Consider the following 21439-nt stretch of genomic DNA (forward strand, 5'->3'; position numbering starts at 1 on the left):
TAAAAGATACATTGTCAATATATGTTTTATGAATCGCTTCAGCATCCCTTGCAAAAGATGTACTCAGCGTGCATCTTTGGGTCCGATCGCACCGACGGCGACTGCAATTCCACCTGAGGTCTGAATGAGGCTGACGGATTTTTCCGACTATTCGCTGCGACTGCTGATGTACGCCGCGGCCCGGGCTGATCAGCTGATCACCATCGAGGAAACCGCCCAGGTCTACGGAATATCGCGCGCGCACCTCATGAAGGTGGCGAACCAGCTGACGCGCGCGGGCTTCCTTAAGGCGGTGCGCGGCCGCTCCGGCGGGCTGGCTCTTGCCATGCGGCCCGAACGCATCGGGTTAGGCGATGTGCTGCGGGCGACAGAGCCGGACTTCGCTCTGGTCGAATGCTTCCGAAGCGACAACCGTTGCCTCATCACCCCGCGTTGCCGCTTGCGCGGCATGTTGAAGGAAGCGCTCGCCGCCTTCTCGGGCACACTCGACCGCTACACCCTGGCTGACCTCCTGCTCAATCCCGAAGATTTCGGCATACAGCCGGCGGCATAAGGCTGGTGGGAGGCTCCATCCCGCTTCACGACGTCGCATCAACACCCTCTTGCCAGATCGCATCCTAAAAGATACATTTCAAATACATCTTTTAGGATGCCTATGATGTCTATCCTGTCTCCCGTATTCGATCACGCCTTGCGCGTTGCCCGAGCCGCGCTGCCGCCCTTCAGGCAAAATGACTGCTCCTGCCGCCTGTCGCGGCAGGAGCGGCTCGGCCTGATCTTGTCGGCCATCGACCGCTGTGGCGCCGATTGCCCGGCCTGCGCGATCTGGGCGCTGGAGCAGGACAGATTCCGGACATCTGGGGATGCGGAACCAAACGAAAGGAGATTGCCATGCTGAGCAATTCTCACGAATTCGTCCAGCCTGTGGACGAAGCAGAACGCGCGTATCTCGAATCGCTGGTGCGCGCCGACTACGACAAGAGCCATCCCGGCGAAACGTTCGATGACATGAAGCTCCGTCGCTCCTTTTCGAGGGAAGACAAGGGCCTTTACCGCGATTGGCTAGCAATCGCCGCAGAGCGAGCCAAGGCTGCGCGCGCGGCGAACCCGACCCTGCTGGCCGCCTGACGTCCAGAGGCATACTCGATGGCTTACGTCGTTACCGACAATTGCATAAAATGCAAATACATGGACTGCGTGGAAGTGTGCCCCGTGGACTGCTTCTACGAAGGTGAGAACATGCTCGTCATTCATCCCGACGAGTGTATCGATTGTGGCGTTTGCGTTCCGGAATGCCCGGCGGAGGCGATCTATCCTGACACGGATCCATCCGCGACGCCGGCATGGCTTTCGCTCAACCATCAATATGCGTCGGCATGGCCCAACATAACACGCAAGAAGGATCCACCTGCCGACGCGGACGCATGGAACGGTGTGCCCGGAAAATTCGACGCGCATTTCAGCGACAATCCCGGCGAAGGCGAGTGAGCCGTCGCACTCGTTCTGGCGGCCGATGCCTGCAGGCGCCCCCTATCGGGGCGACAGCTTCTGACAGGTCATAGCGCCGACATGCGACCCACGAACGCATGCTGCCGCCGCTTGCGCCGCGGCAAGCTAAGTTGCTCCCGAGTCCCGCCTCCCTAACTCGATGTATTTGGTATTCCGCAAAGAAGCGGGACTGGAACGCGGTTAGGTTTTCGGCATTCACTGGAGGCGACCAAGGCCGTGCAACCATCCGTCCTGCAAAAGTATGGCGAGGCTCGCCTTCCACGCTACACCAGCTACCCGCCCTCCCCCGAGTTTTCGCCAGCCGTGGGCTTTGAAATTTATGGCGAATGGCTCTCGCGACTGCCACGCGACACCCCTTCTTCGCTCTATCTGCACGTCCCGTTCTGCCGTTCGATGTGCTGGTATTGCGGCTGCCACACCACAATCACCGCCAAGGATCAGCCCGTCGTCGAGTATCTGGACCTGCTGCGCAGGGAGATCGACATGGTCACAACGCAGGTGCCGCAGCCCCTGCGGGTCGAGCACGTGCATTTCGGCGGCGGCACGCCAACCATCGTTGCGCCAATGGATTTCGTCGCGCTGACGGATCTCCTTCGGGATCGCTTCGGCTTCTCGGCCGCTGCGGAGATCGCGATCGAGATCGATCCGCGCACGCTGTCGATCGAGATGGCGGGCGCGCTCGGCGGCGCAGGTGTCGGCCGCGCCAGCCTTGGCGTGCAAAGCTTCGACCCGATCGTCCAGAAGGCGGTGAATCGAATCCAGAGCGAGGAGACAACGATCGAAGCTGTCGACCGGCTACGCCAGTCGGGTGTAGAAAGCATCAACTTCGATCTGATCTATGGGCTTCCGCACCAGACCGTCCATTCCTGCATCGATACGGCCAAGGCCGCGGCAGCCATGCGCCCGGACCGGTTCGCCGTGTTCGGCTATGCGCATGTTCCCTCCTTCAAGAAGCACCAACGCATGATCGAGGAGGCAGCCCTGCCCAGCAGCGCCGCCCGCATGGAACAGGCATTGGCGATCGCCGAAACTCTTGTCAACGCCGGCTACGTCCAGATCGGTCTGGACCACTTTGCGCTTCCCGACGACGAGCTCGCGCGGGCGCAAGCAGCGGGAAAACTGCGGCGCAACTTCCAAGGCTACACCACCGACAATTGCGAAACACTGATCGGCTTCGGCGCCTCGGCCATAGGCCGGACGCAACAGGGCTACGTCCAGAACCAGGTGGGGCTCGGCTTCTACGCCGGGTCGATTTCAAGAGGAGAGCTCGCGACGGCGCGAGGCTATCGTCTGACCATCGAGGACCGCCTGCGCGCGGAAATCATTGAGCGCCTCATGTGCGATTTCGAAGTCGACGTACCGGCGGTCTGCGCCCGACACGGGTTCAACGCGGCTGAACTAATCATCGGAAACGGGAAGCTGCTCGAACTCGCCGAGGATGGAGTAGTCGATCTGGCCGAGGGCGTCATTCGTGTTCGGCGCGACCATCGCTTCCTGGTTCGGGCAGCGGCGGCCGCCTTCGATGGCTGTCTTTACAGGTCAGGCCGGAGCCATAGCCAGGCAGCCTGACCGCCATAGGGGCGGTTAACACGCGTTGAAGGGCGAAAACGCGAGCAAGAAAAATCGTGGTTCTTTGCGTCAGCGCAAAGATCGATGCGAGAGCGGCAATAAGTTGACTGGCATAGTCATGATTTGGCCCGTTACGTCCGTTCCAGGATCGGACGCCTCGCCACGATAGGAAGCAAACCATGTCCCGTCTCTCGACATTGATCTCTTCGACCGCAGCCGTCCTGCTCGCAGGAAGCGCGGCCGCGTCTGCGCTGGAATATCCGATCGGGCAGCCGGGCCTTCTGAACGGCATGGAGGTGGCGGCCGTCTACCTGCAGCCGATCGAGATGGAGCCGGCCGACATCATGCGTCCGGCAGCCGATTCCGACATCCATCTCGAAGCCGACATACATGCAACCGCGAACAATGCGAACGGCTTTGCCGAAGGCGACTGGATCCCGAATCTCAAGATCGAATACGTGCTGGTCCGGGTGGACGACAACAAGCGCATCGGCGGCATGCTGATGCCGATGGTCGCCAGCGACGGTCCGCACTATGGCGACAACGTCAAGCTGACGGGTCCGGGAAAGTACAGGCTGACCTTCACCATCGACACGACCAACGGTTCCGCGCATTTCGGCCGGCACGTAGACAAGGAGACCGGCGTCGGCGCATGGCCGGCGCCCTTCACCGTCGACTACGAGTTCATCTTCGCCGGCACCGGTAAGAAAGGCGGCTACTGACGCGAGCCCGCCGCAAAGGCCATCACAAGATCCAGAAAGCGTATGCAAGCCATGCCCACATGCGCCCGCCTGATATCGATCGTCCTCGTTGCCGTCCTTTCCGCAGGCACGGCCCAAGCGGACGAAGATCCCGTCTTCGTGATCGAATTCGCAAACGGGGCGATCAACCCGGCCGTTCTCGATGTTCCGGCCGGCAGCCGCTTCAAGCTGGAGTTGCGCAACAGCGGCGCCGATCCGATCGAATTCGAAAGCATCGAACTGCGCAAGGAGAAGGTGCTCGGCCCCAGCGTGACGTCCTTCATCGTCATCCGCCGGCTCGATCCCGGCGAATATCGTTTCTTCGACGATTTCCATCCGGACACCCCGCCAGCCAGGCTCGTCGCCCGCGAGGCAGGCGGCCAATGACCGGATCGCTTGGACAGATCGCCCTCGTCGTCGGGCGCGAGAGCGTGGAGGCGCTGCTGGTCGTCGGCATCCTCAACGCCTGGCTCGGCCACCACGCGGATCCCGCCTCCGCCAGAATGGGAAAGCGCTTTCTTTGGGCGGGCATCGGCGCCGGGCTGGCCGCGTCGGCGCTGCTGGCGGCGGCGATGCTGGGGTTCGCCAGCCTGCTCGAAGGGGACCGCGAAGACCTTTTCCAGCTTGTCGTCACCGGCCTCGCCGCCGCGCTCATCCTGCAGATGGTCACGTGGATGCACAGGCAGGGCGGCCACCTTCAGGAGGAACTGAACCGCGGCGCCGAGCGCGCCGTCAGCCGGCAGAACTGGTGGGGTCTCCTCTTTCTGGCCGCGATCGCCGTGGCCCGGGAAGGCAGCGAGACGGCCGTCTTTCTCTATGGCATCCTTGCTTCCGCCAGGGGAACCAGCTTGCCGGCAGGCATTGCCGCCGCAGCCGTGGGGTTGGCAGCGGCCGGCGCGCTCTACTGGCTACTGCAATTCGGCTCCCGGCGTTTTTCATGGCGCGTCTTTTTCCGAGTCACCGAAGTCCTGTTGCTGTTCCTCGCCGCCTCGCTGGTGATGACGGCGCTCGACCGGGCCATCGGTCTCGACCTGGCGCCGGCCCTGTCGCCGCCGCTATGGGACACGTCATGGCTGCTCGACGACATGGCGGGGATCGGCGGTTTCGTTTCGGCGATGACCGGCTACAGGGCGAGGCCCGAATTGGCGTCCGTTCTCGTCTATGTGCTCTATTGGCTGGTCGTGGCCGCATTGCTGTCGCTTCCGAAGCGCACCCGTGCCGTCGCAAGCGCCCCATGACCATTCGGATCATACCGGATATCGCCGGGCGACCGGTGACGGTTGCGCCGCCGCCCGATGTCTGGGCGCGGATCGGAGATTGGCTCCAGCTCCACCAGCGGACGATCCGGACCGTCCAGTGGGGCGTCGTGTCGGTCTATGCGGTGCTGCTGATCGTCCCTGTGCTGCTGCCGCTGCCGGACAGGACGGCCTATCTGTGGTCGAACCTCGCACGCTTCGCGCAGTTCGTCTTCTGGGGGATATGGTGGCCGTTCGTGCTCGTGGGCACGGCGCTGGTCGGGCGCATGTGGTGCGGCCTGCTTTGCCCCGAAGGCTCGATCACTGAATTCGCCAGCGGCCACGGTCTGGGCAAGGCAACGCCGAGATGGATGACATGGCCGGGTTGGCCGACCGTGGCTTTCGCCTCGACCACGCTCTACGGCCAGATGATCAGCGTCTACCAGTATCCGCGACCGACGCTGCTGATCCTCGGCGGTTCGACCGCTGCCGCCGCGCTGGTAGGCTATCTCTACGGCCGCAACAAGCGCATCTGGTGTCGTTATCTCTGCCCGGCAGGCGGCGTCTTCGCCCTTCTCGCCAAGATCGCGCCGCTGCATTTCCGCGTCGAGCCTGCGCTGTGGGAGCGCTCGCAACTCGCCAGGGAAAAGCCCGGCCCGGTGAATTGCGCGCCGCTGGTGCCGCTCCGGACGATGCGCGGCGGATCCGACTGTCACATGTGTGGCCGTTGCAGCGGCTTCCGCGGGGCGATCCGACTGGCGCGCCGCTCGCCAAACCACGAGATCATTCATGTCGCAGGCCAGACGGCAAAGCCCTGGGAAACCGTGCTCATCGTCTTTGGCCTCATGGGCTTGGCGCTCGGCGCCTTCCAATGGTCTGTCAGCCCCTGGTTCGTCGCCGCAAAGCAGTGGGCGGCGACGCGACTGGCCGAAGCAGGTGTCCTTTGGCCGCTCGACGCGACCGCACCGTGGTGGGTTCTGACCAACTATCCGGATCGCAACGACGTGCTTACGCTGCTCGACGGCGCCTTGCTGGTTGCGTATGTGGCCACAGTCGCACTGGCGAGCGGCGCAGCGACGCTGCTGATGCTCCTGGTGTCTGGGCGGTGCCTGGGAAGATGGAACCCCTCGCGTTTCCATCATCTCGCGCAGGCCCTGATCCCGCTGGCCGGCGCCGGAGTTTTTCTCGGCCTTTCCAGCTTGACCATCGGCCAGCTTCGTTCCGATGGCATCATCGTTCCTTTCGTCGGCGAAACGCGCGCGGTTCTGCTGGCGATAGCGACCCTGTGGTCCGCGGTGCTCTCCTCACAGATAACGGCGCTCTACACGACCCGGCGGGTCCGTCGCGTGCTGGCTCTATTTGCGTTCTGTGCGGCGATGGCGCCGGCCAATATCGGCTGGTTCCTGCTTTTCGCGGCATGGTGACCGGTTCACCTGCGCAACAGCACATCACGGAAAGCCCAGAGGAACAGAACGAAGGCCGCGATCCAGAAGATCGCCGACGATTGCGTTCCCACTGACGCCGAGTCCGGGAATGCTTCCGCCAGAATGCGCGCGACGGCAGAGACCGTGATGGAGACAAAAGCTGTCGCCGCCGCCCCATTTCGCGAGAATGGCCGGCGGCTGTGCTTGCGGATCATGCTCGACATGATGGCGATGCTCATCGTGCCGATCGCTCCTATCGTCCAGGCGTGCACCGCCGCAGCCTGCGAAAAGCGATCAGGATTCAAGACATACAGGCCAAGCAGGATGAAACCGACGACAATCCAGCCGTAACCGAAATGCAGCGCCGTCACCGACGCGGAGGCCCGGCTTCGCCAGCCTCGCCACCGAAGGAGCCGGACGGCGTGCGCCACAGCCGCCCCGGCGCCCAGAATGCCGGTCGCTGGATGCTGCGGCGCCAGAACCCAGACTATCAAAGCCCCGCCGGCCGATGCCGCCGAGAGACCTTCGACCGCCCTCGACGGCTCAGGGTCGACGGAGACCCCTCGTCCACCGAGGAATGCGCATGTCAGGGCGGGTGTCACCCTGCCCCCGATCACCATGACGAGTCCGAGGAGCGACGCGACGGCAAGCCGGTAGCTCGCGGGAGCGCCGCCCGTTGCGGTCAGCATGATGCTGCCGCAAAAGGCGCAGAGCAGTCCGAGGATCTTGAAGTCGCGGCGATCGCGCGCGGCAATGATCTGTGCCGCCGCTATGGAGGAAACCGCCAGCATGAAAGTGGCCGAAAGTGCAAGCCCAGCCGCTGTCGAGATCAGCGACGCCACGCGAGCGCCGAGCCACAATCCGACGAGCCCCCTGGGCAATGGCGGCGGTACGACCGGCCGGCCGGTCCAGCGCGGCAGAGCGGTGAGAAGAAAGCCGGCCAGGATGGCGGGGATCGTGCCGAACAGGAGCACGTTTCTGTGCCAGTCACCCGTATTCGTTCCCGTCGTGTCGATACGGCCGCTCATCGATACCCACGGCAGCCAGACTACGATGCCCAACATGGCGTCGAGGGCCGCAATCAAGAAGAACGGCTTGTAGGGATGGGACGGCGGCATTCAGAGCCTCCCTTGGAGCGGGCATGCCCGCGTGATGGACGCGGAGAAAGCGAACGAAGTCGAAGACAGAATCGCACGGCGCAATGGAAATGTTTGCGCAAACGCAAACTCGCGACGGAATGGACCGATAGGCTATCGCTCGAGGCAAACGGGCGGTGCGCTCCCTGGCGGTCATCGGTCGATGGTATCGCCCGTCTGGAAGCGACTGATTGGGAACGCTGGAAACAGTGGCGGGTTCACCATGAAAATCCTTGTGTCGAACGCGACGTCGCCGAGACAGAGGAACGGCACGGACAGGGATATCGTCACCAGGCTGACGGCGGCCATGAAGAACGCACGGTTCGACTGTGAGTGCCGTTCCCAGCTTGACGAGGCGCTGGATCGGTTTGCGGTGATGGAACGAAGGCGTACGATGCGCAGCGATCTTTCCAATGCTTGCAGCCAGCGCCGAAAGATCGAGGCGATCCTGCTCTTTCTTCAGGATCTGGACGATTTGAAAGCGACGGAACAGGACTACAGCGTATTCAGAGACGTTGCGCTTCTCTTCGATGATATCGCCGACGCGGCCAAGCAGGGCTCGGACGCGATGCGTCGGCTCTACTCGTCGAATGACGAATAGCAAAGCCCCACTATCGACTTGACCCAGACGAACCCTTTATTTGCACCCGCACTCCGGAAGGGTCGACAACTTCCCTATCTCAATCTGCCAGTCCGGCGGCCCGCTCCGCAAGCATGTCCATTCGTATCCCTCGGCGAAGAAGGCCCTGAACTTGCGCTCGAGGCGTGATGGGTCGAAATCGCAGACCACCTGCACCGCCTCGCCGGTATGCAAACCGTCGAACATCGACAGGATGGCGGAATCCTTGTTCGCAGAAGCCAGTCTGCGCACATCATAGACCATCATCTTCGTTCTCGCTGCCGATCTCCAAGTTGCGACAGTCTTGTGACAACCAACAATCGCTTCTTTGCGAATCTGCAAAGACGGATGCAGCGGGCTGCCTATTTTCGTCGAAGAGGTTCGGGCCATGGGTAACGATGGAGCGTTCGGATTGTTAGAGGTTCTGCGGCTGATGGCGTGCCACCCGGCGGCGATGGCCTCGACCGAACGGTACGCCGATAGAAGGCGGCGGCTTGGGAATGACGTGCGCCGTCACGAGCGTCCGTTGCTGGTTGTCTTATCCGGACTGGGACGGGTCTCTCGGGTCCTGCGCTGGTCATTGACGAAGCACTGATCGAAAGCGAGGCTAGGCGCGCGGCTTAACCCCGTTTGTGGGGGCTTTTGAGAACCGGATTCGCCATGGCTTACTGAGCACCACGCTAGCCACTCTGAAGCGTTACAAAGTCCCTCGATCCTTGCAATGCCACGATCTTCTGAACAACCCGGGCGGCGCGTTTTCGCTGTCTGCGCCCGATGCGGCAAGTCTGCGCCTGTGCTAATCTTGATCAAGCCGTACGCCTATATGTGTCCATCCTGCCTAGGTGAAGACGAGGAGCAGGCGGATCCTTGCGAGGCATCGAACCGAAAAAAGTCCGACGTGCCGCCACCGGAGAACTCATGAGCCGCCGCTCCAACGCGTCATCCGCTCACCGGGATCGACGCCCGCCCAATTGACGAGCCGTGCCGCGATCTCGCGTATGATGTCGTCCATAGATAGGGGACGGGCGTAGAATGGCGGCACAGGCGGCGCCACGACGGCACCCATACGCGCGAGGCGCAACATGGCCTCGAGATGCCCTTCGTGTAGCGGCGCCTCGCGCGGAGCGATCACCAACCGTCGCTTCTCTTTCAACACCACGTCGGCCGCCCGCACCAGCAGGTTGTCGCCGAGCCCGTATGCCATGGCGGCGAGGCTGCGCATCGAACACGGCACCACGATCATGCCGTCGGTGCGGAAGGATCCACTGGCGATGGGCGCTCCCAGATTGCCGGCTTGATGCACATGCTCGGCAATAGCCGTAAACTGAACGATGCCGTCAGCGCCGAGCTCATGCGCGATTGTCGCTCGAGCACCGTCAGAAATGACCAGGTGCGTCTCAATATCTGCGGCAGCCAGCTGCCTGAGCGTTTCGAGCGCAAGGGCTGAACCGGAAGCGCCGGCCACGCCGACAATCAAGCGTTTTCGCATGGCGCTTCGCGCTTCGCACGGTCCGTAAACAATTCCCGCCAGCGCTCATCGACGCGCCGCTCCACGGCGGCATCCATGCCGAGTTCGACGCCCCATTCGCGTGAGGTCTCGGCGCCGATCTTGCGGGTGGCGTCAAAGCCTATTTTGCCGCCGAGTCCCTCAAGCGGCGAGGCGAAGTCGAGCTGGTCGATGGGCATGCGGTCCACCTGCATGACGTCGCGACCCGGATCCATGCGGGTGGCGAGCGCCCACATGACCTCCGGCCACGAGCGGATATCTATATCGTCGTCGACCACGACGATCATCTTGGTCATGGAGAATTGAGGCAACGTCGACCAGAAGCCCATCATGACGCGTCGGGCCTGACCCGCATATCTCTTGGCGATCGAGATCACCGCGATCCGGTAGGAACAGGCTTCCGGCGGGAGCCAGATATCCAGAATCTCCGGCATCTGCTTTCGCAGCAGCGGCTTGAACACCTCTAACAGGGCGCTTCCCAGCACGGCGGGTTCGTCGGGCGCACGCCCGGTGAAGGTTGTCAGATAACTGGCTCCGTCGCGGATGCGCATGCGTTTGAGCTTGAAGACGGGATAGCGCTCCGGCGCGTTGTAATAGCCGGTATGGTCGCCGAACGGGCCTTCGAGCGCCGTTTCCGTGGGCGACACTGTCCCTTCCAGGACGATCTCAGCGCTTGCCGGTACATGTAGCATGATGTCCCTGCAGGGCACCATCCGCACGCGGCGATCGCTGATCATGCCTGACAGCGCGAGTTCCGACACGCCTTCCGGGGCCGGCATCACCGAAGCAAGCAGTGTCGCGGGATCCGCCCCGATCACGACCGCCACTGGCATCTCAAGACCCCTCGCCTGCCAGGTTCGATGATGCGCCGCACCGCCGCGCATGGGTAGCCAGCGCAGGATGGCGCGGTCGCGGCCGATCACCTGCATGCGGTAAATTCCCAGATTGTAGGCGCTGAAGTCGTCGTCGCCCGGCGGCCGGGTGACGACAATCGGCCAGGTGATCAGAGGTCCGGCGTCGCCCGGCCAGCAGGTCTGGACAGGCAGAGACGAGAAGTCCGGCTCAGCCTCTTTCCACTCCTTCGTCGCAGAAACGATCTTCGGCCGCGTCTGGAACGCTCTGCGGGCGGCTGGCAGCATTGTGCTGAACTGCTTCAGATTCTGCGGCGGTTGCGGCGACCGCATCCAGGCCAGCAGTTCGCCTAGCCTGGCGAGTCCCTCGACGTCCGTGCCGAGCCCCCACGCGACCCGTTCGACAGTACCGAAAAGGTTGGTGACCACCGGCAGGTTCGACACGAGGCCGCTTTGGTCCAGCGGCTGCGTCAGCCGCAGCGCCGGCCCGCCGGTAGCGATCACCCTGCGGTGAATCTCGGTGATCTCCAGCCGCATCGAGACCGGCGCCCGGATCGTATCCAGACGCCCCATACTTTCCAGATGAAAAAGGTAGGCGCCGAGAGTAAGAAACCGGGGAAGATTGCGCTCGTGCATTGGAAGATATCCGGCGCCAGCAACTCACCGGCGCCGTTCCGATGCCATGGACTCCCGAACCGGTCGTTGAGATTCCGCAAACAGGACGCCGAGACGGCTACGGTTCGAGCCACTGCCGCCGTTGCGCACGCAACCGGGCGCGTCATCTGTCTGGCTGGATGCACTCCTTGAGAAACTCGGCGTTCGGGCAGAATTCGAGGATAGTGACGACCTGCTGCTCTCCTTGCAGCCGTTGGCTGCACTCGCGCTGATGGATACACGCCAGGCAGACGTTGCGTGCCGTCGCCATCGCTGTCCCGCCGGATTTGCGGGCAGCGAACATAGGATCGATCTCCAGCCGCTCCAGGACAATGTCCAATCGCGCAAACTGCCGCCACACCCGTTCGGTCTGCGGCCAATGTTCAACAGACCGCATGATGACCTCCATGCGTCGCACTGAACTTCACGAACAACATCTACTCCAAAGCCGCGTCCCGAATCCATGTGTCCAGTCGCCGCGCTATCTTGCTACGAGGGGGGCCGGCAATGTGGTCCTTCGCACCCATCTTTGATCCTGCGCAAACTTCTTCCGCGCAACTCGACCTATCGTCACCCGTCCACAATGGACCGGAGGGCAGAATGGCGGCGGGAAACGAAGAAATCAGTTTGCCGGCTTCGGTCCGGCGCCTTCTGCCGCCATTTGCCGCCGCTCCGTTCGGTCCACTGCTAACCCTTTCGTTGCGATCGCTTGCCCGGCGTCGCCCGGGTCTGTTCGAACGGCTCGGCGAACATAGTACCGCCCACTTCTTGATCGATCCGACAGACCTGTCCTTTGCCTTCAGCGTCGTGCCTGACGGTGCATCAGCTGTCGTCCGCGTCACCGGCAAGAGCGGCTCCGCTCCATCCGACGTGGTGATACGCGGTCCGCTGCTAATGTTGCTCGGCATCCTCGACGGCACGCTGGACGGCGACGCGCTGTTCTTCCACCGCGCCATCGCGGTCGCCGGCAAGACCGAAGCCGTGGTGGCCCTGCGCAACGCCATCGAGGACGCCGAGCTTCGCCCCTCTGACCTGCTCGGGCTGCGCGGCGCGCTCGCGCGTCTTGCCGACGCAGGTATCCTGGGTGGCCTCAGCGCGGCACGACACTTCGCGGCAGACACGCCTGTCGCCAAGGCGAGGCAGGCATGAGCGGCCGCATGGAACTGGTCTGCCCGGCGGGAACCCCGGCCACACTCCGGGCCGCCGTGCTGGCGGGCGCGGACGCCGTCTATTGCGGTTTCCGTAACGAGACCAACGCCCGCAACTTTCCCGGTCTCAACTTCTCGTCCCAGGAAATGGCCGAAGGCATCCGCTTCGCGCATGGCAACGGCAGCAAGGTTCTGGTCGCGATCAACACCTTCGCGCGCGCGGAGAACACCGACCTCTGGCGCAAGGCGGCGGACACGGCGGCGGCCTGCGGCGCGGACGCCGTCATCGCCGCGGACATCGCCGTACTCGACCACATGGCGAACAGCCACCCGCGCACGCGCTTGCACCTTTCCGTACAGGCCGCCGCGGCGACGCCGGAAGCGATCAGTTTCTACGCGCAGGCGTTCGGCGTGCGCCGCGTCGTGCTGCCGCGCGTGCTTTCGGTGCAGGAGATTGCCGGGCTCAACCGGGCGATCGACGTGGAAACGGAAGCCTTCGTCTTCGGCGGCCTGTGCGTGATGATGGAAGGCCGCTGCCATCTGTCGTCCTACGCCACGGGCAAGTCGCCCAATCTCAACGGCGTCTGTTCGCCGCCAGAGGCGGTGAGCTACGTCGAGAACGCTGAAAGCACCACCGCGCGGCTGGCTGGCTTTACAATCGACCGTTTCGCCGCCGGCGAACCTGCAGGCTACCCGACGCTCTGCAAAGGCAGATTCACGGCTGGGGACAAGACCGGCTACCTGTTCGAGGATCCGGTCAGCCTCAACGCCGGTTCGATGATCGTGGCGCTCAAGGATGCCGGCGTCACCGCCTTAAAGATCGAGGGCCGCCAACGCGGGAAGGGCTACGTCACGGAGGTGGTGCGCGCCTTCCGGCGGGCGGTCGACGCGGCCGAGAACGGCGGCGACCCGGTCGAGATCGACGGCATCCTGGCCAACCTGTCCGAAGGCGGCCGGCAGACCACCGGCGCCTACCGCAAGACGTGGAGGTAAGCCGTGCCATCGCTCAAGCTCACTTTGGGGCCGCTGTTCTTCCATTGGCCGGCAGACCGGCTGTCGACCTTCTACAGCCGCGTCGCCGACGAAGCGCCGGTGGACCGCGTCCATGTCGGCGAGGTCGTCTGCGGCAAGCGCATGCCCTTCTCCGACCCGGCTTGGCCGGACATCATCGAACGGCTCGAGCGCGGCGGCAAGGAAGTCGTGCTCTCAACGCTGGCGGCGCCCGCCACGGTGCGGGAACGCCGCGCCGTCGAAGAGTTGTGCGCCGATGGCCGGCTGGTGGAGATCAACGACATCACCGCCCTGCCCGCCCGCTCCGGCAGGCCGTTTGTAACGGGACCGTTCGTTAACGTCTACAACGCGGCTACCGCCAGTTTTCTGGTGCGGCACGGCGCGCGCACGATCTGCCCGCCGGTCGAACTCCCGCTGGCGACGATCGGAGCGATCGCGGCGGGATGTGCCGAAGCCGAGTTCGAACTCTTCACCTTTGGCCGGCTGCCACTGGCTCTGTCTGGACGCTGCTACCATGCGCGCCTACATGGCCTTCACAAGGACTCGTGCCAGTTCACCTGTGAACAGGATCCCGATGGACTCGCCGTCGATACGCTCGACGGGCAGAAATTCCTGGCTATCAACGGCGTACAGACGCTTTCGGCGCAGGTGCAGGCAGTCGTTCTCGATCCGGCCGAATTCGCCGCGCACAACATCTGGCGGCTGCGGCTGTCGCCACACGGCTGTGACATGGTCGAAGTGGCCCGAACCTACCGGGAACTTGTCGAACGGCGGGTTGAGCCGAACGAAGCGCGCTTCCTCCTGTCCTGTCTCGATCTCCCAGGTCCAATGGTTGATGGCTATGTTCGGGGCGAGCCCGGATCGCAGCCGCCGGTGCCCGCGTGAAGGGACAGGAATGACTCGGATCGCCATTCTCACCGTCTCGGACCGCGCCAGCCGCGGCGAGTACGAAGATCTCGGCGGACCCGCAGTCGAAAACTGGCTGCGCGCCGTGGTGACCAACTCATGTGACTATATCCGCCGCATCGTGCCGGACGGACTGGAAAGCGTACGGGATGCCTTAATCGAGCTTTGCGACCGCGATGGCGCCGACCTTGTGCTGACGACCGGAGGAACCGGCCCCGCGCCGCGAGACCTGACGCCCGAAGCGATGGAGCAGGTCTTCAGCAAGGGACTGCCAGGCTTCGGGGAACTGATGCGCCGGGCAAGCCTCATGCAGGTGCCCACGGCCATCCTCTCGCGCCAGACTGCCGGCATCAGGGGCCGCTCGCTGATCGTTAATCTGCCCGGAAAGCCGTCCGCCATCGCGATCTGCCTGGCCGCCGTCTTTCCTGCTGTGCCCTATTGCCTCGAACTGATCGGTGCAGGACGGATCGAGCTGTCGCCAGAGTTCGGGGTCACTGGTCGGGCCCTCCAAATGGCCGCCTCCTAGACGTCGATCATCTCAGGACGTGAACTTCGTCCATTCGCCTTGCAAGGATAGGACATGCGCTTCGACGTCGGTCTGCGTGCGGACGGCGGCGGCAATCGTGTCCGTGTCCATCAGGTTGAAGGCGGTCGACAGTGCGTCCGCCAGCGCAGCCTTGTCGGCGACCACGGTGACGCTGGCATGGCGCTGGGGCGTCGCGCCGCTGCGCGGGTCGATTATGTGGCTGAATCTTCCCTCTCGGTCGAAGCGGAAGCCGAACGGGCTCGACGTGGCGACCGCGCGATCCTCCACGTAGAGCACCTTCAGGATACTGGCCGAATCGAGCGGATCGGAAAGACCGACGCGCCACGGCCGGTTTCCTGGCGCCGAGCCGATGGCGCGGCTTTCTCCCATGTCGACCATGGAGCGTTCGATACCGCCAGCCTTCAGAAGATCCACAACCCGGTCGGTGACGTAGCCTTGCGCGATGCCGTTGAGCGTCAGCGCCGATCCGAACAAAGGCAGGTCGATGCGGTCGGGCGAACAGGCGATCCGGTCGAGGCCGACGCGAGCCAGGCCGTCGGCCACCGCTTCGGATGCGGGTCCGGCTTCGGCAGCGCCGGGCATGGAGAAATGGCGCCGATAAAGCTCCCATAGCGGCTGCACTGTGGGGTCGAAGGCACCGCCGGTTAGTTCCCATGCCGCCCAGCTCTGCCGGACGATGTCCACCATTTCCGGCGGCGGCATGACGAGAAAGCCCTGCCTGTTGAGTAGCGTGAGGTCGGAATCCTCGCGGTAGAGGCTGAGGATGCGTTCCAGCCGGCGCACCTCGGCGACGGTCGCTTCCGCCAGCCTTTCTGCCCTGGCGCGGTCGGGGTGATGGATGACCAGCGAGGCCTGCGCGCCCATCGCCTCGCCCTGCCAGGTCACCGCTTCCGCAGTTGCGTCGGCGTGCGGCGGCAGCAGCGCCATACCGGCGGCCGCAGCGCTGATGCCGATCATGCGGCGGCGGGTTATCATGCCGGTCATCATGTCAGTCAACCTCCCCGGAGGGCGTTTGCGCGCCGCCTCCGGCCTGTTGTTCAAGAATGTAGCCGCGCGGAACAGCGTCGAAGCGCACCGTCGTTCCGCCATGGCCTTTGGCAAAGGCCACAGCCGCCGCCTCAGTGGAGAAAGGCACGGCCTCGGCCGTGCCCATGCCGCTTTTGGCGTCGCTGTCGATGACGAAGAAAGCTTGCCGGGCATCGACCCAGTTGTCGGCGCCAGGCTTGTTCCAGCTCGGTGCTCTAGCCATATCGGAGACGTATATCGCACGGATGTCCTTCGGCTCCTCGGGCAGCATGGTGAAGGCGATGGCGTCGCGCGCCGACGAGAACCAGATCGGCTCGTCATATGTGGCGAGGATGATCTGTCCCTTCGGCCCGGCGTGCTCAAGAATGTTCATGCCGCAATAGCGGCCCATCGCCTCCTCGGTCATAGCGAAGGGCGGGGGCGGGGCTTCGGCCTCGCGCTGGCAGGCGCCAAGGAGGAGCAGGCCGGCGAGCAGCGCCACGGTCAGGCGCACCCTCACAGCTCCCTCCTCGAAAAGGCGACTGCGGCAAGCGCCATCGGCGCGACGACCCATGCCGCGAGCGCCGCAAGCAGCGCGGCCGGCGCCAGCACCGCGGTCTGCACGGTCCCCGCCATGCCGGAAGCGGCCGCGATGTCGCCGGAGTCGGCAAGGTTGAGCAGCCGGTAGGCATCCGTCGGATTGAACAGAAGCAGCGCGTCGAGCGTGCCGCCGCTGATCATGCGGCCCTGATCGGCGACAAGCAGCCCCAGGAGCGCCATGTCATAGAGGACGACGAAAACGAGCCAGATACCGATAGCAATGCCGCCGGCCGTGGCGCGGTCGGCCACCAGTGCGCTGACCAGATAGCCGATCGCGACGAACACGGCGCCGAGCAGCGCGGAGGAGGCCGTCATCGTCATGAATGCCGCCCAGCTTCCGACGCCGATCATCGCCTTGCCGGTGGCCAGCAGCGCTATCGCCGCTAGGCCGTAGCCGACACAGGTGGCGAAGGCGAGGATCGCGAGGTGGCCGAGGAACTTGCCGAACAGCACCTGCCGCCGCCTCACCGGATAGGAGAGCAGCAGGGTCATGGTTCCGCGCTCGATCTCGCCGACGATGGCGTCGTGGGAGATCAGCAGCGCAATCAGCGGCACGATGAAGATGGTAAGGCTGGCAAGGCTGATGACCACGACGTCGAGCGCGCCGGCTCCGACCGTGCCGGTGGGCGCGCTGCCGAGGAAAGCGAGCGTCAACGCCAGCGCCGCCAGCAGGCCGGTCGCGGCGACGACCCAGCGGTTGCGCAGGCCCTCGCGCACCTCCTTGGCCGAAAGCAGAAGGATCGTCTTCATCTGGAAGCCCTCCCGGAAAGGAAATGGGCATAGAGATCGTCGAGCCCCGGCGGCACCATCTCGAGGTCCTCGAAGGGCGCGCCCTCGCCGGCTGTCCTTCGCAGGAAAGCGGCCTTGTCCTCCGGCGTCGCGTCCAGTTCGATGACGTGGCCGTTGATTTGTCTCAGCCCTGCCGGCTCGCCCATCCATGCGCGCAGGCGCTCGGCGCCGCCCTCGGCTGTCTTCAGCCGGATCCGGGTCGGCAGTTGCGCGATGTGGCGCAGTTCGTCCAGCGTTCCGTCGGCGATCTTGCGACCTTCGTTCAGAATGACGACACGCGAGGCGTTGCCTTCCAGTTCGTTGAGTGCATGGGAGGAAAGCAGCACCGTCGCCCCCGCCGCCTGCATCTCGCGCACGATGGCGTAGAATTGCTGGCGCAGTTCCGGGTCGAGCCCGGTCGTCGGCTCGTCCAGCAGCAGTATGGCCGGCGTTCCGATCATCGCCTGCGCAAGGCCCAGCCGTTGACGCATGCCCTTCGAATAGGTGCCGATGCGCCGGTCGGCGGCGTGGGCGAGGCCGATGCGTTCCAGCAACGCGTTTTCCTCGTCTTTCCGTCCGCCCTTGAGCCGGACATAGAAACGCAACGTTTCGCGGCCGGTCAGCGCCGGGTTGAAGGAGACCGTCTCGGGCAGGTAGCCGAGCCGCCGCCGCACGGCGGCATCGCCCGCCGCCGGATCCTGCCCCAGCACGGCGACCGTCCCGGCAGTCGGCCGTGCAAGGCCAAGCATCAGCTTGATGAGCGTGGTCTTGCCGGCGCCGTTGTGACCGACCAGCGCGATTACCTCGCCGGGCGCCGCCGAGAAGGAAACACCGTCCACCGCCTTGACCTGGCCGTAGTGCCGGGCAACCGATCTGAGTTCGACGTTGAGGCTCATGGCCGCTCCGTTTGGTTCGCGCCGTCCGGCTTCATGAGGGGATGGCTGTCGACCACGCCGCCGGGGAACACCGCCGGGAAGCGCGCCTGTGCCCAACGGATCACCTGCACGGCCGGGCTGTTGACCAGCACCTTGGCTGCCGGCGCCTCCCACAGCACCTTGTCTATGACGTCGTTCGGCCGGTACGGCTTGTCGGCGACGCCGTCGCCGTCGAGGTCGAAGGCGGGATTGTCGCTCCAGTAGTTTCCTCGTCCCCCACTTGACCAGTCGAGCGAGCGGGTGCCGACATATTTGACCTGGTTGCGGTTGCGGATGAAGGCGTTGCCGCTCATGGCGTTGCCCTCGGAGCCGGCGGTGAAATGCACGCCGATCTCGCAGCCCTCGAAAGTGTTGCCGCTGAAACGGTTCTTGTTGGCGTTGTAGATGAACACGCATTTTTCCGGCCCGATGCGCGACCCCGTGCGCGGCGTCGCCAGTGTAACCTCGCCTGACGCCGGCATGCCGGCATCCGCCGAAAAGCGCTCGCCGTTGCTGGTCCAGCGGCCGGCCGGCTGCGGACCGCCGCGCACCACATTGCCGCTGATCTCGGAGCCGTTGGCGTAGTTGAACAGGAGACCGTTGTCGCGGTCGCCGTCGGAGACATTGCCGGTAACTGTCAGGCGGTTGGAATACATGATCGCGTAGCCGACGATATTGCCGGTCGAGACGTTGTCGGCGATCACGCTGTCGTTGGTGTACATATAGTGGACGGCGAAACGCAGGTTGCTGAAGGTGTTGCCCCTGAATTCGTTCTTTTTGCTCGCATTGGCGAAGATGCCGTCCCGGCCGAAGCTGACGTCGTTGCCGATCACCTTCGCGCCGGGCGCGTTCCACACCGAAACGCCGCTGCCCGAACGGCTGGTGCGTCCCTCACGCAGGCCTTCGATGTGGTTGTTACGGGCGATCGCGCCGCGCGAGCCATGTAGATAGATGCCGTAGAGATTCCCGAGGATCACATTGTCCTCGACCACCGCGCCAGTCGCCGCTTCGGTCGCGAACACGCCGGCATCCATGGCGTCGAGATCCATGCCCGAGCCTTCGATGGTAAGGCCACGCACCGCGGTCCCAGGCGCTTCGAGGGTCACGACACTGCCCTGCCCCACGCCCTGCAGCACCGCATCCTGTTCACCCTCCAGCGTCAAGGCCTTGGAGACAACAACGGGACCGCGATGCGATCCCGGCGCGAGCCGAAGCACGTCGCCGGGGGCGGCGGCATCCACAGCGGCCTGGAGCGGTGCTGCACCGGCCGGCACGACGATCTCCGCCGCGCCAGCCGGGCAACCGGAAACGGCGGAGGCAAGAACCGCCGTTCCCATTGCTGCGATGTGGAGAAAACGGCCCACGCCCTACGCGCCTTGCGGCTCGACGAACATGCGGCCCTGCATCTCCATATGCATGGCGTGGCAGAACCATGAGCAGTAGTACCAGTACACGCCTGGCTTGCTCGCCGTGAATGTCACCGACGCCGTGGCGTGCGGCGCCACCTCCATGTTGATGCCGTAGTTGATGATGGCGAAGCCGTGGGTCAGGTCCTCCACCTCGTCGATATTGGTGACATAGACGGTGACCTCGTCGCCCTGTTTGACGTTAAAGCTCTCCAGCCCGAACGCCGGTGCCGACGAGGTCATGTAGACGCGCACCTTGTTGCCGTCGCGGATCACCTCGCTGTCGACCATCAGGTCGATGCCGTCGGCCTTCGCCTGCTTGACCGCATCCGCGAAGAACGGGTCGTCGCGGTCCCAGATCGAGACCGGGTTGATTTTCGAGCGGTGGACAAGGGTGGCGTCGTGCGGCTCGGCGAAGCTCGGACCGTCATGCACCAGCACCATCTGGTCGCCGGAAATGTCGATCAGCTGGTCGTTCTCCGGCTTGAGCGGACCGACATTGAGGTAGCGATCCTTGGAGAACTTGTTGAGCGAGATCAGCCATTTGCCATCCGCTTCCTTGGTCTGGCCCATGGAGGTGTGGTTGTGGCCGGGCTGGTAGTGGACGTCGAGCTTCTGGCGAATCGGGTCGACCTTCTCGCCGGCGTAGGAGCGCTTGGCGTCGTCGATGTTCCACTTGCAGACCTGGCTGTCGATGAACAGCGTGGTGTAGGCGTTGCCACGACCGTCATAGGCGGTGTGGAGCGGGCCGAGACCCAGTTCCGGCTCGGCCACCACCGTGTCCCGCGGCTTGATCTTGTCGTCGAACAGATCGTCGAACTTGCGCACGTCGAACACGGTCACCGTCGGCGACAGCTTGCCGTTGGCGACGACATGGATGCCGTCCGGCGCGGTGTTGATGCCGTGCGGGCTGTTGGCCACCGGCACGTAGCGGGTGTAGGGCGAGCCGTGGCGACCGTCGATGACCGGAACCCCGCCCATCTCCTTGAAGTCGCCCTTCTTCACGGCATCCTCGATGCGCTTCAGGTTGAAGATGACGATCCAGTCCTGCTCCTTGGACATCATCTGCTCGAGGTTCACGCCCTCCTCGGAATTGTAGCAGGTGGCGAAGGCGTACTTGCCCTGGTAGTCGGCATCGACGTTGTCGAGGTTGCCATCGACCATCACCTGCCATGCGACTTTCATCGTCTCGCCGTCCACGGCGGTGAAGATCGCATGATACTGCTTGGGATCATCGAGGATCTTGCCGTCGTTCGGGATCGGAACGCGATCCTCGCCGTTGGCGAACACATAGCCGGTCTTCGGGTACTTCTGCACGCGCAGCCCGTGCACCGTATGCTGGTTGGGCAACTGGATGATCTTGTCGCACTTCATCACGTCGAGCCGAATGCGTGCCACGCGCGTGTTGGCCTTGTCGTTGACGTAGAGGTAGCGGCCGTCATAGGTCCCATCCGTCTGGGAGGGATGCGGATGGTGCAGGTCGCCATTGAGGTAGATGCCGCCCCTGTCCTTCAGGAACTCGACCGTCTCCGGCAACAACCCTTCGGTGAGGACCTTGCGGCTCTCGTTGGTCAGGCCCCAACCGGTGGCGCTGCAGCGGTTGAAGACGGGGATGCGCATCATCTCGCGCATTGACGGCGCGCCGATGATGCGAACCTCGCCAGTCTGGCCGCTGGAGAAGAAGACGTAGTATTCGTCCAGTTCGCCGGGCTTCACCTCGGCTTCCTGTTCGCCCTTCTCGTCGGCAGCGGCCGACGAAATCATGCCGCCGTTCAGCGCCAGCCCGCCGCCGACACCGGCAGCACCGGCAGCTGCCATCATGGCGCTCGTGCCCAGCAATTGGCGCCTGCTTAAGATTGCTTTGCGTTCCTGTTCGTCCTGCGACATGGT

The 21439-nt window shown here is 64.1% G+C and carries 24 protein-coding genes; 13 read left to right on the top strand and 11 right to left on the bottom strand.

Translation table 11 applies throughout. The annotated features are described in order from the left end of the window. The first annotated feature begins 124 nt into the window (after positions 1 to 124). The 8 genes from AB4136_RS28755 to AB4136_RS28790 all read left to right on the top strand — a co-directional run bounded on the left by AB4136_RS28755 (position 125) and on the right by AB4136_RS28790 (position 6477). On the top strand, positions 125 to 553 hold the full coding sequence (locus AB4136_RS28755; RefSeq protein ID WP_136359529.1) for an RrF2 family transcriptional regulator: 429 nt from the start codon (positions 125 to 127) through the stop codon (positions 551 to 553). Between the two features lie 338 nt (positions 554 to 891). Continuing rightward, positions 892 to 1128: a hypothetical protein gene (locus tag AB4136_RS28760; protein ID WP_137901526.1), complete on the top strand. Its 237-nt coding sequence runs from the start codon at positions 892 to 894 to the stop codon at positions 1126 to 1128. A gap of 18 nt (positions 1129 to 1146) precedes the next feature. Then, complete coding sequence (fdxA, locus tag AB4136_RS28765; protein WP_137901494.1) at positions 1147 to 1488, top strand: ferredoxin FdxA; 342 nt, start codon at positions 1147 to 1149, stop codon at positions 1486 to 1488. Positions 1489 to 1725: 237 nt separating this feature from the next. Further along, a complete protein-coding gene (gene hemN, locus AB4136_RS28770) occupies positions 1726 to 3078 on the top strand; it encodes an oxygen-independent coproporphyrinogen III oxidase (protein WP_137901493.1) in 1353 nt (450 codons plus the stop codon). A 179-nt stretch (positions 3079 to 3257) separates the two neighbouring features. Further along, a complete protein-coding gene (locus AB4136_RS28775; RefSeq protein WP_137901492.1) occupies positions 3258 to 3800 on the top strand; it encodes an iron transporter in 543 nt (180 codons plus the stop codon). 51 nt (positions 3801 to 3851) lie between these two features. After that, the gene (locus tag AB4136_RS28780) at positions 3852 to 4205 is read left to right on the top strand and encodes a cupredoxin domain-containing protein (protein WP_137901525.1); all 354 of its coding nucleotides are present in this window, start codon (positions 3852 to 3854) and stop codon (positions 4203 to 4205) included. After that, entirely contained in the window at positions 4202 to 5056 is an 855-nt protein-coding gene (locus AB4136_RS28785) for an FTR1 family protein (RefSeq protein ID WP_137901491.1), read from the top strand. The genes AB4136_RS28780 and AB4136_RS28785 overlap by 4 nt, the downstream gene beginning before the upstream one ends. Then, positions 5053 to 6477 (top strand): 4Fe-4S binding protein, encoded by a 1425-nt coding sequence (locus AB4136_RS28790; protein ID WP_137901490.1) that lies wholly within the window; start codon positions 5053 to 5055, stop codon positions 6475 to 6477. The genes AB4136_RS28785 and AB4136_RS28790 overlap by 4 nt, the downstream gene beginning before the upstream one ends. A gap of 5 nt (positions 6478 to 6482) precedes the next feature. Here AB4136_RS28790 and AB4136_RS28795 read toward each other — a convergent pair whose 3' ends face one another. Further along, positions 6483 to 7595 (bottom strand): NnrS family protein, encoded by a 1113-nt coding sequence (locus AB4136_RS28795; RefSeq protein WP_137901489.1) that lies wholly within the window; start codon positions 7593 to 7595, stop codon positions 6483 to 6485. Positions 7596 to 7776: 181 nt separating this feature from the next. On the opposite strand from AB4136_RS28795, the gene AB4136_RS28800 reads away from it, so the two are divergent. Further along, positions 7777 to 8214, top strand: a complete 438-nt coding sequence (locus tag AB4136_RS28800; protein ID WP_441931947.1) for a hypothetical protein — start codon at positions 7777 to 7779, stop codon at positions 8212 to 8214. A gap of 36 nt (positions 8215 to 8250) precedes the next feature. On the opposite strand, the gene AB4136_RS28805 is transcribed toward AB4136_RS28800, so the two are convergent. From AB4136_RS28805 to AB4136_RS28820, 4 genes are all read right to left on the bottom strand, one after another. Then, entirely contained in the window at positions 8251 to 8499 is a 249-nt protein-coding gene (locus tag AB4136_RS28805; protein ID WP_171021006.1) for a DUF2249 domain-containing protein, read from the bottom strand. A 649-nt stretch (positions 8500 to 9148) separates the two neighbouring features. Further along, the gene (locus AB4136_RS28810; protein ID WP_137901487.1) at positions 9149 to 9721 is read right to left on the bottom strand and encodes a UbiX family flavin prenyltransferase; all 573 of its coding nucleotides are present in this window, start codon (positions 9719 to 9721) and stop codon (positions 9149 to 9151) included. Next, positions 9706 to 11226, bottom strand: coding sequence for a UbiD family decarboxylase (locus tag AB4136_RS28815; RefSeq protein ID WP_137901486.1), 1521 nt, complete (start codon positions 11224 to 11226; stop codon positions 9706 to 9708). Before AB4136_RS28815 ends, AB4136_RS28810 begins: the two co-directional genes overlap by 16 nt. Before the next feature lie 142 nt (positions 11227 to 11368). Beyond that, positions 11369 to 11653, bottom strand: coding sequence for a hypothetical protein (locus AB4136_RS28820; RefSeq protein WP_171021005.1), 285 nt, complete (start codon positions 11651 to 11653; stop codon positions 11369 to 11371). Between the two features lie 191 nt (positions 11654 to 11844). Between AB4136_RS28820 and ubiT the strand changes: the two genes are divergently transcribed. From ubiT to mog, 4 genes are read left to right on the top strand one after another with little or no spacing between them, the layout of a single operon-like run. Next, on the top strand, positions 11845 to 12393 hold the full coding sequence (gene ubiT, locus AB4136_RS28825) for a ubiquinone anaerobic biosynthesis accessory factor UbiT (RefSeq protein ID WP_137901484.1): 549 nt from the start codon (positions 11845 to 11847) through the stop codon (positions 12391 to 12393). An 8-nt stretch (positions 12394 to 12401) separates the two neighbouring features. Beyond that, positions 12402 to 13385: a ubiquinone anaerobic biosynthesis protein UbiU gene (gene ubiU, locus AB4136_RS28830; RefSeq protein WP_441931978.1), complete on the top strand. Its 984-nt coding sequence runs from the start codon at positions 12402 to 12404 to the stop codon at positions 13383 to 13385. Positions 13386 to 13388: 3 nt separating this feature from the next. Further along, complete coding sequence (gene ubiV / locus AB4136_RS28835) at positions 13389 to 14288, top strand: ubiquinone anaerobic biosynthesis protein UbiV (RefSeq protein ID WP_137901482.1); 900 nt, start codon at positions 13389 to 13391, stop codon at positions 14286 to 14288. A 10-nt stretch (positions 14289 to 14298) separates the two neighbouring features. Beyond that, complete coding sequence (mog, locus tag AB4136_RS28840) at positions 14299 to 14835, top strand: molybdopterin adenylyltransferase (RefSeq protein WP_137901481.1); 537 nt, start codon at positions 14299 to 14301, stop codon at positions 14833 to 14835. A gap of 12 nt (positions 14836 to 14847) precedes the next feature. Here mog and AB4136_RS28845 read toward each other — a convergent pair whose 3' ends face one another. From AB4136_RS28845 to nosZ, 6 genes are read right to left on the bottom strand one after another with little or no spacing between them, the layout of a single operon-like run. Continuing rightward, positions 14848 to 15843, bottom strand: a complete 996-nt coding sequence (locus AB4136_RS28845; RefSeq protein WP_441931951.1) for an FAD:protein FMN transferase — start codon at positions 15841 to 15843, stop codon at positions 14848 to 14850. 1 nt (position 15844) lies between these two features. After that, a complete protein-coding gene (locus AB4136_RS28850) occupies positions 15845 to 16381 on the bottom strand; it encodes a nitrous oxide reductase accessory protein NosL (RefSeq protein ID WP_441931952.1) in 537 nt (178 codons plus the stop codon). Then, positions 16378 to 17211 (bottom strand): ABC transporter permease, encoded by an 834-nt coding sequence (locus tag AB4136_RS28855; RefSeq protein ID WP_137901479.1) that lies wholly within the window; start codon positions 17209 to 17211, stop codon positions 16378 to 16380. The genes AB4136_RS28850 and AB4136_RS28855 overlap by 4 nt, the downstream gene beginning before the upstream one ends. Further along, positions 17208 to 18125 (bottom strand): ABC transporter ATP-binding protein, encoded by a 918-nt coding sequence (locus AB4136_RS28860; protein ID WP_137901478.1) that lies wholly within the window; start codon positions 18123 to 18125, stop codon positions 17208 to 17210. Before AB4136_RS28860 ends, AB4136_RS28855 begins: the two co-directional genes overlap by 4 nt. Continuing rightward, positions 18122 to 19480 (bottom strand): right-handed parallel beta-helix repeat-containing protein, encoded by a 1359-nt coding sequence (locus AB4136_RS28865; protein WP_137901522.1) that lies wholly within the window; start codon positions 19478 to 19480, stop codon positions 18122 to 18124. The genes AB4136_RS28860 and AB4136_RS28865 overlap by 4 nt, the downstream gene beginning before the upstream one ends. A 30-nt stretch (positions 19481 to 19510) precedes the next feature. Further along, on the bottom strand, positions 19511 to 21436 hold the full coding sequence (gene nosZ, locus AB4136_RS28870; protein WP_137901477.1) for a TAT-dependent nitrous-oxide reductase: 1926 nt from the start codon (positions 21434 to 21436) through the stop codon (positions 19511 to 19513). Positions 21437 to 21439 lie beyond the last annotated feature (3 nt).

The organism is Mesorhizobium sp. 2RAF21 (assembly GCF_052115345.1).
Classification (GTDB): domain Bacteria; phylum Pseudomonadota; class Alphaproteobacteria; order Rhizobiales; family Rhizobiaceae; genus Mesorhizobium; species Mesorhizobium terrae.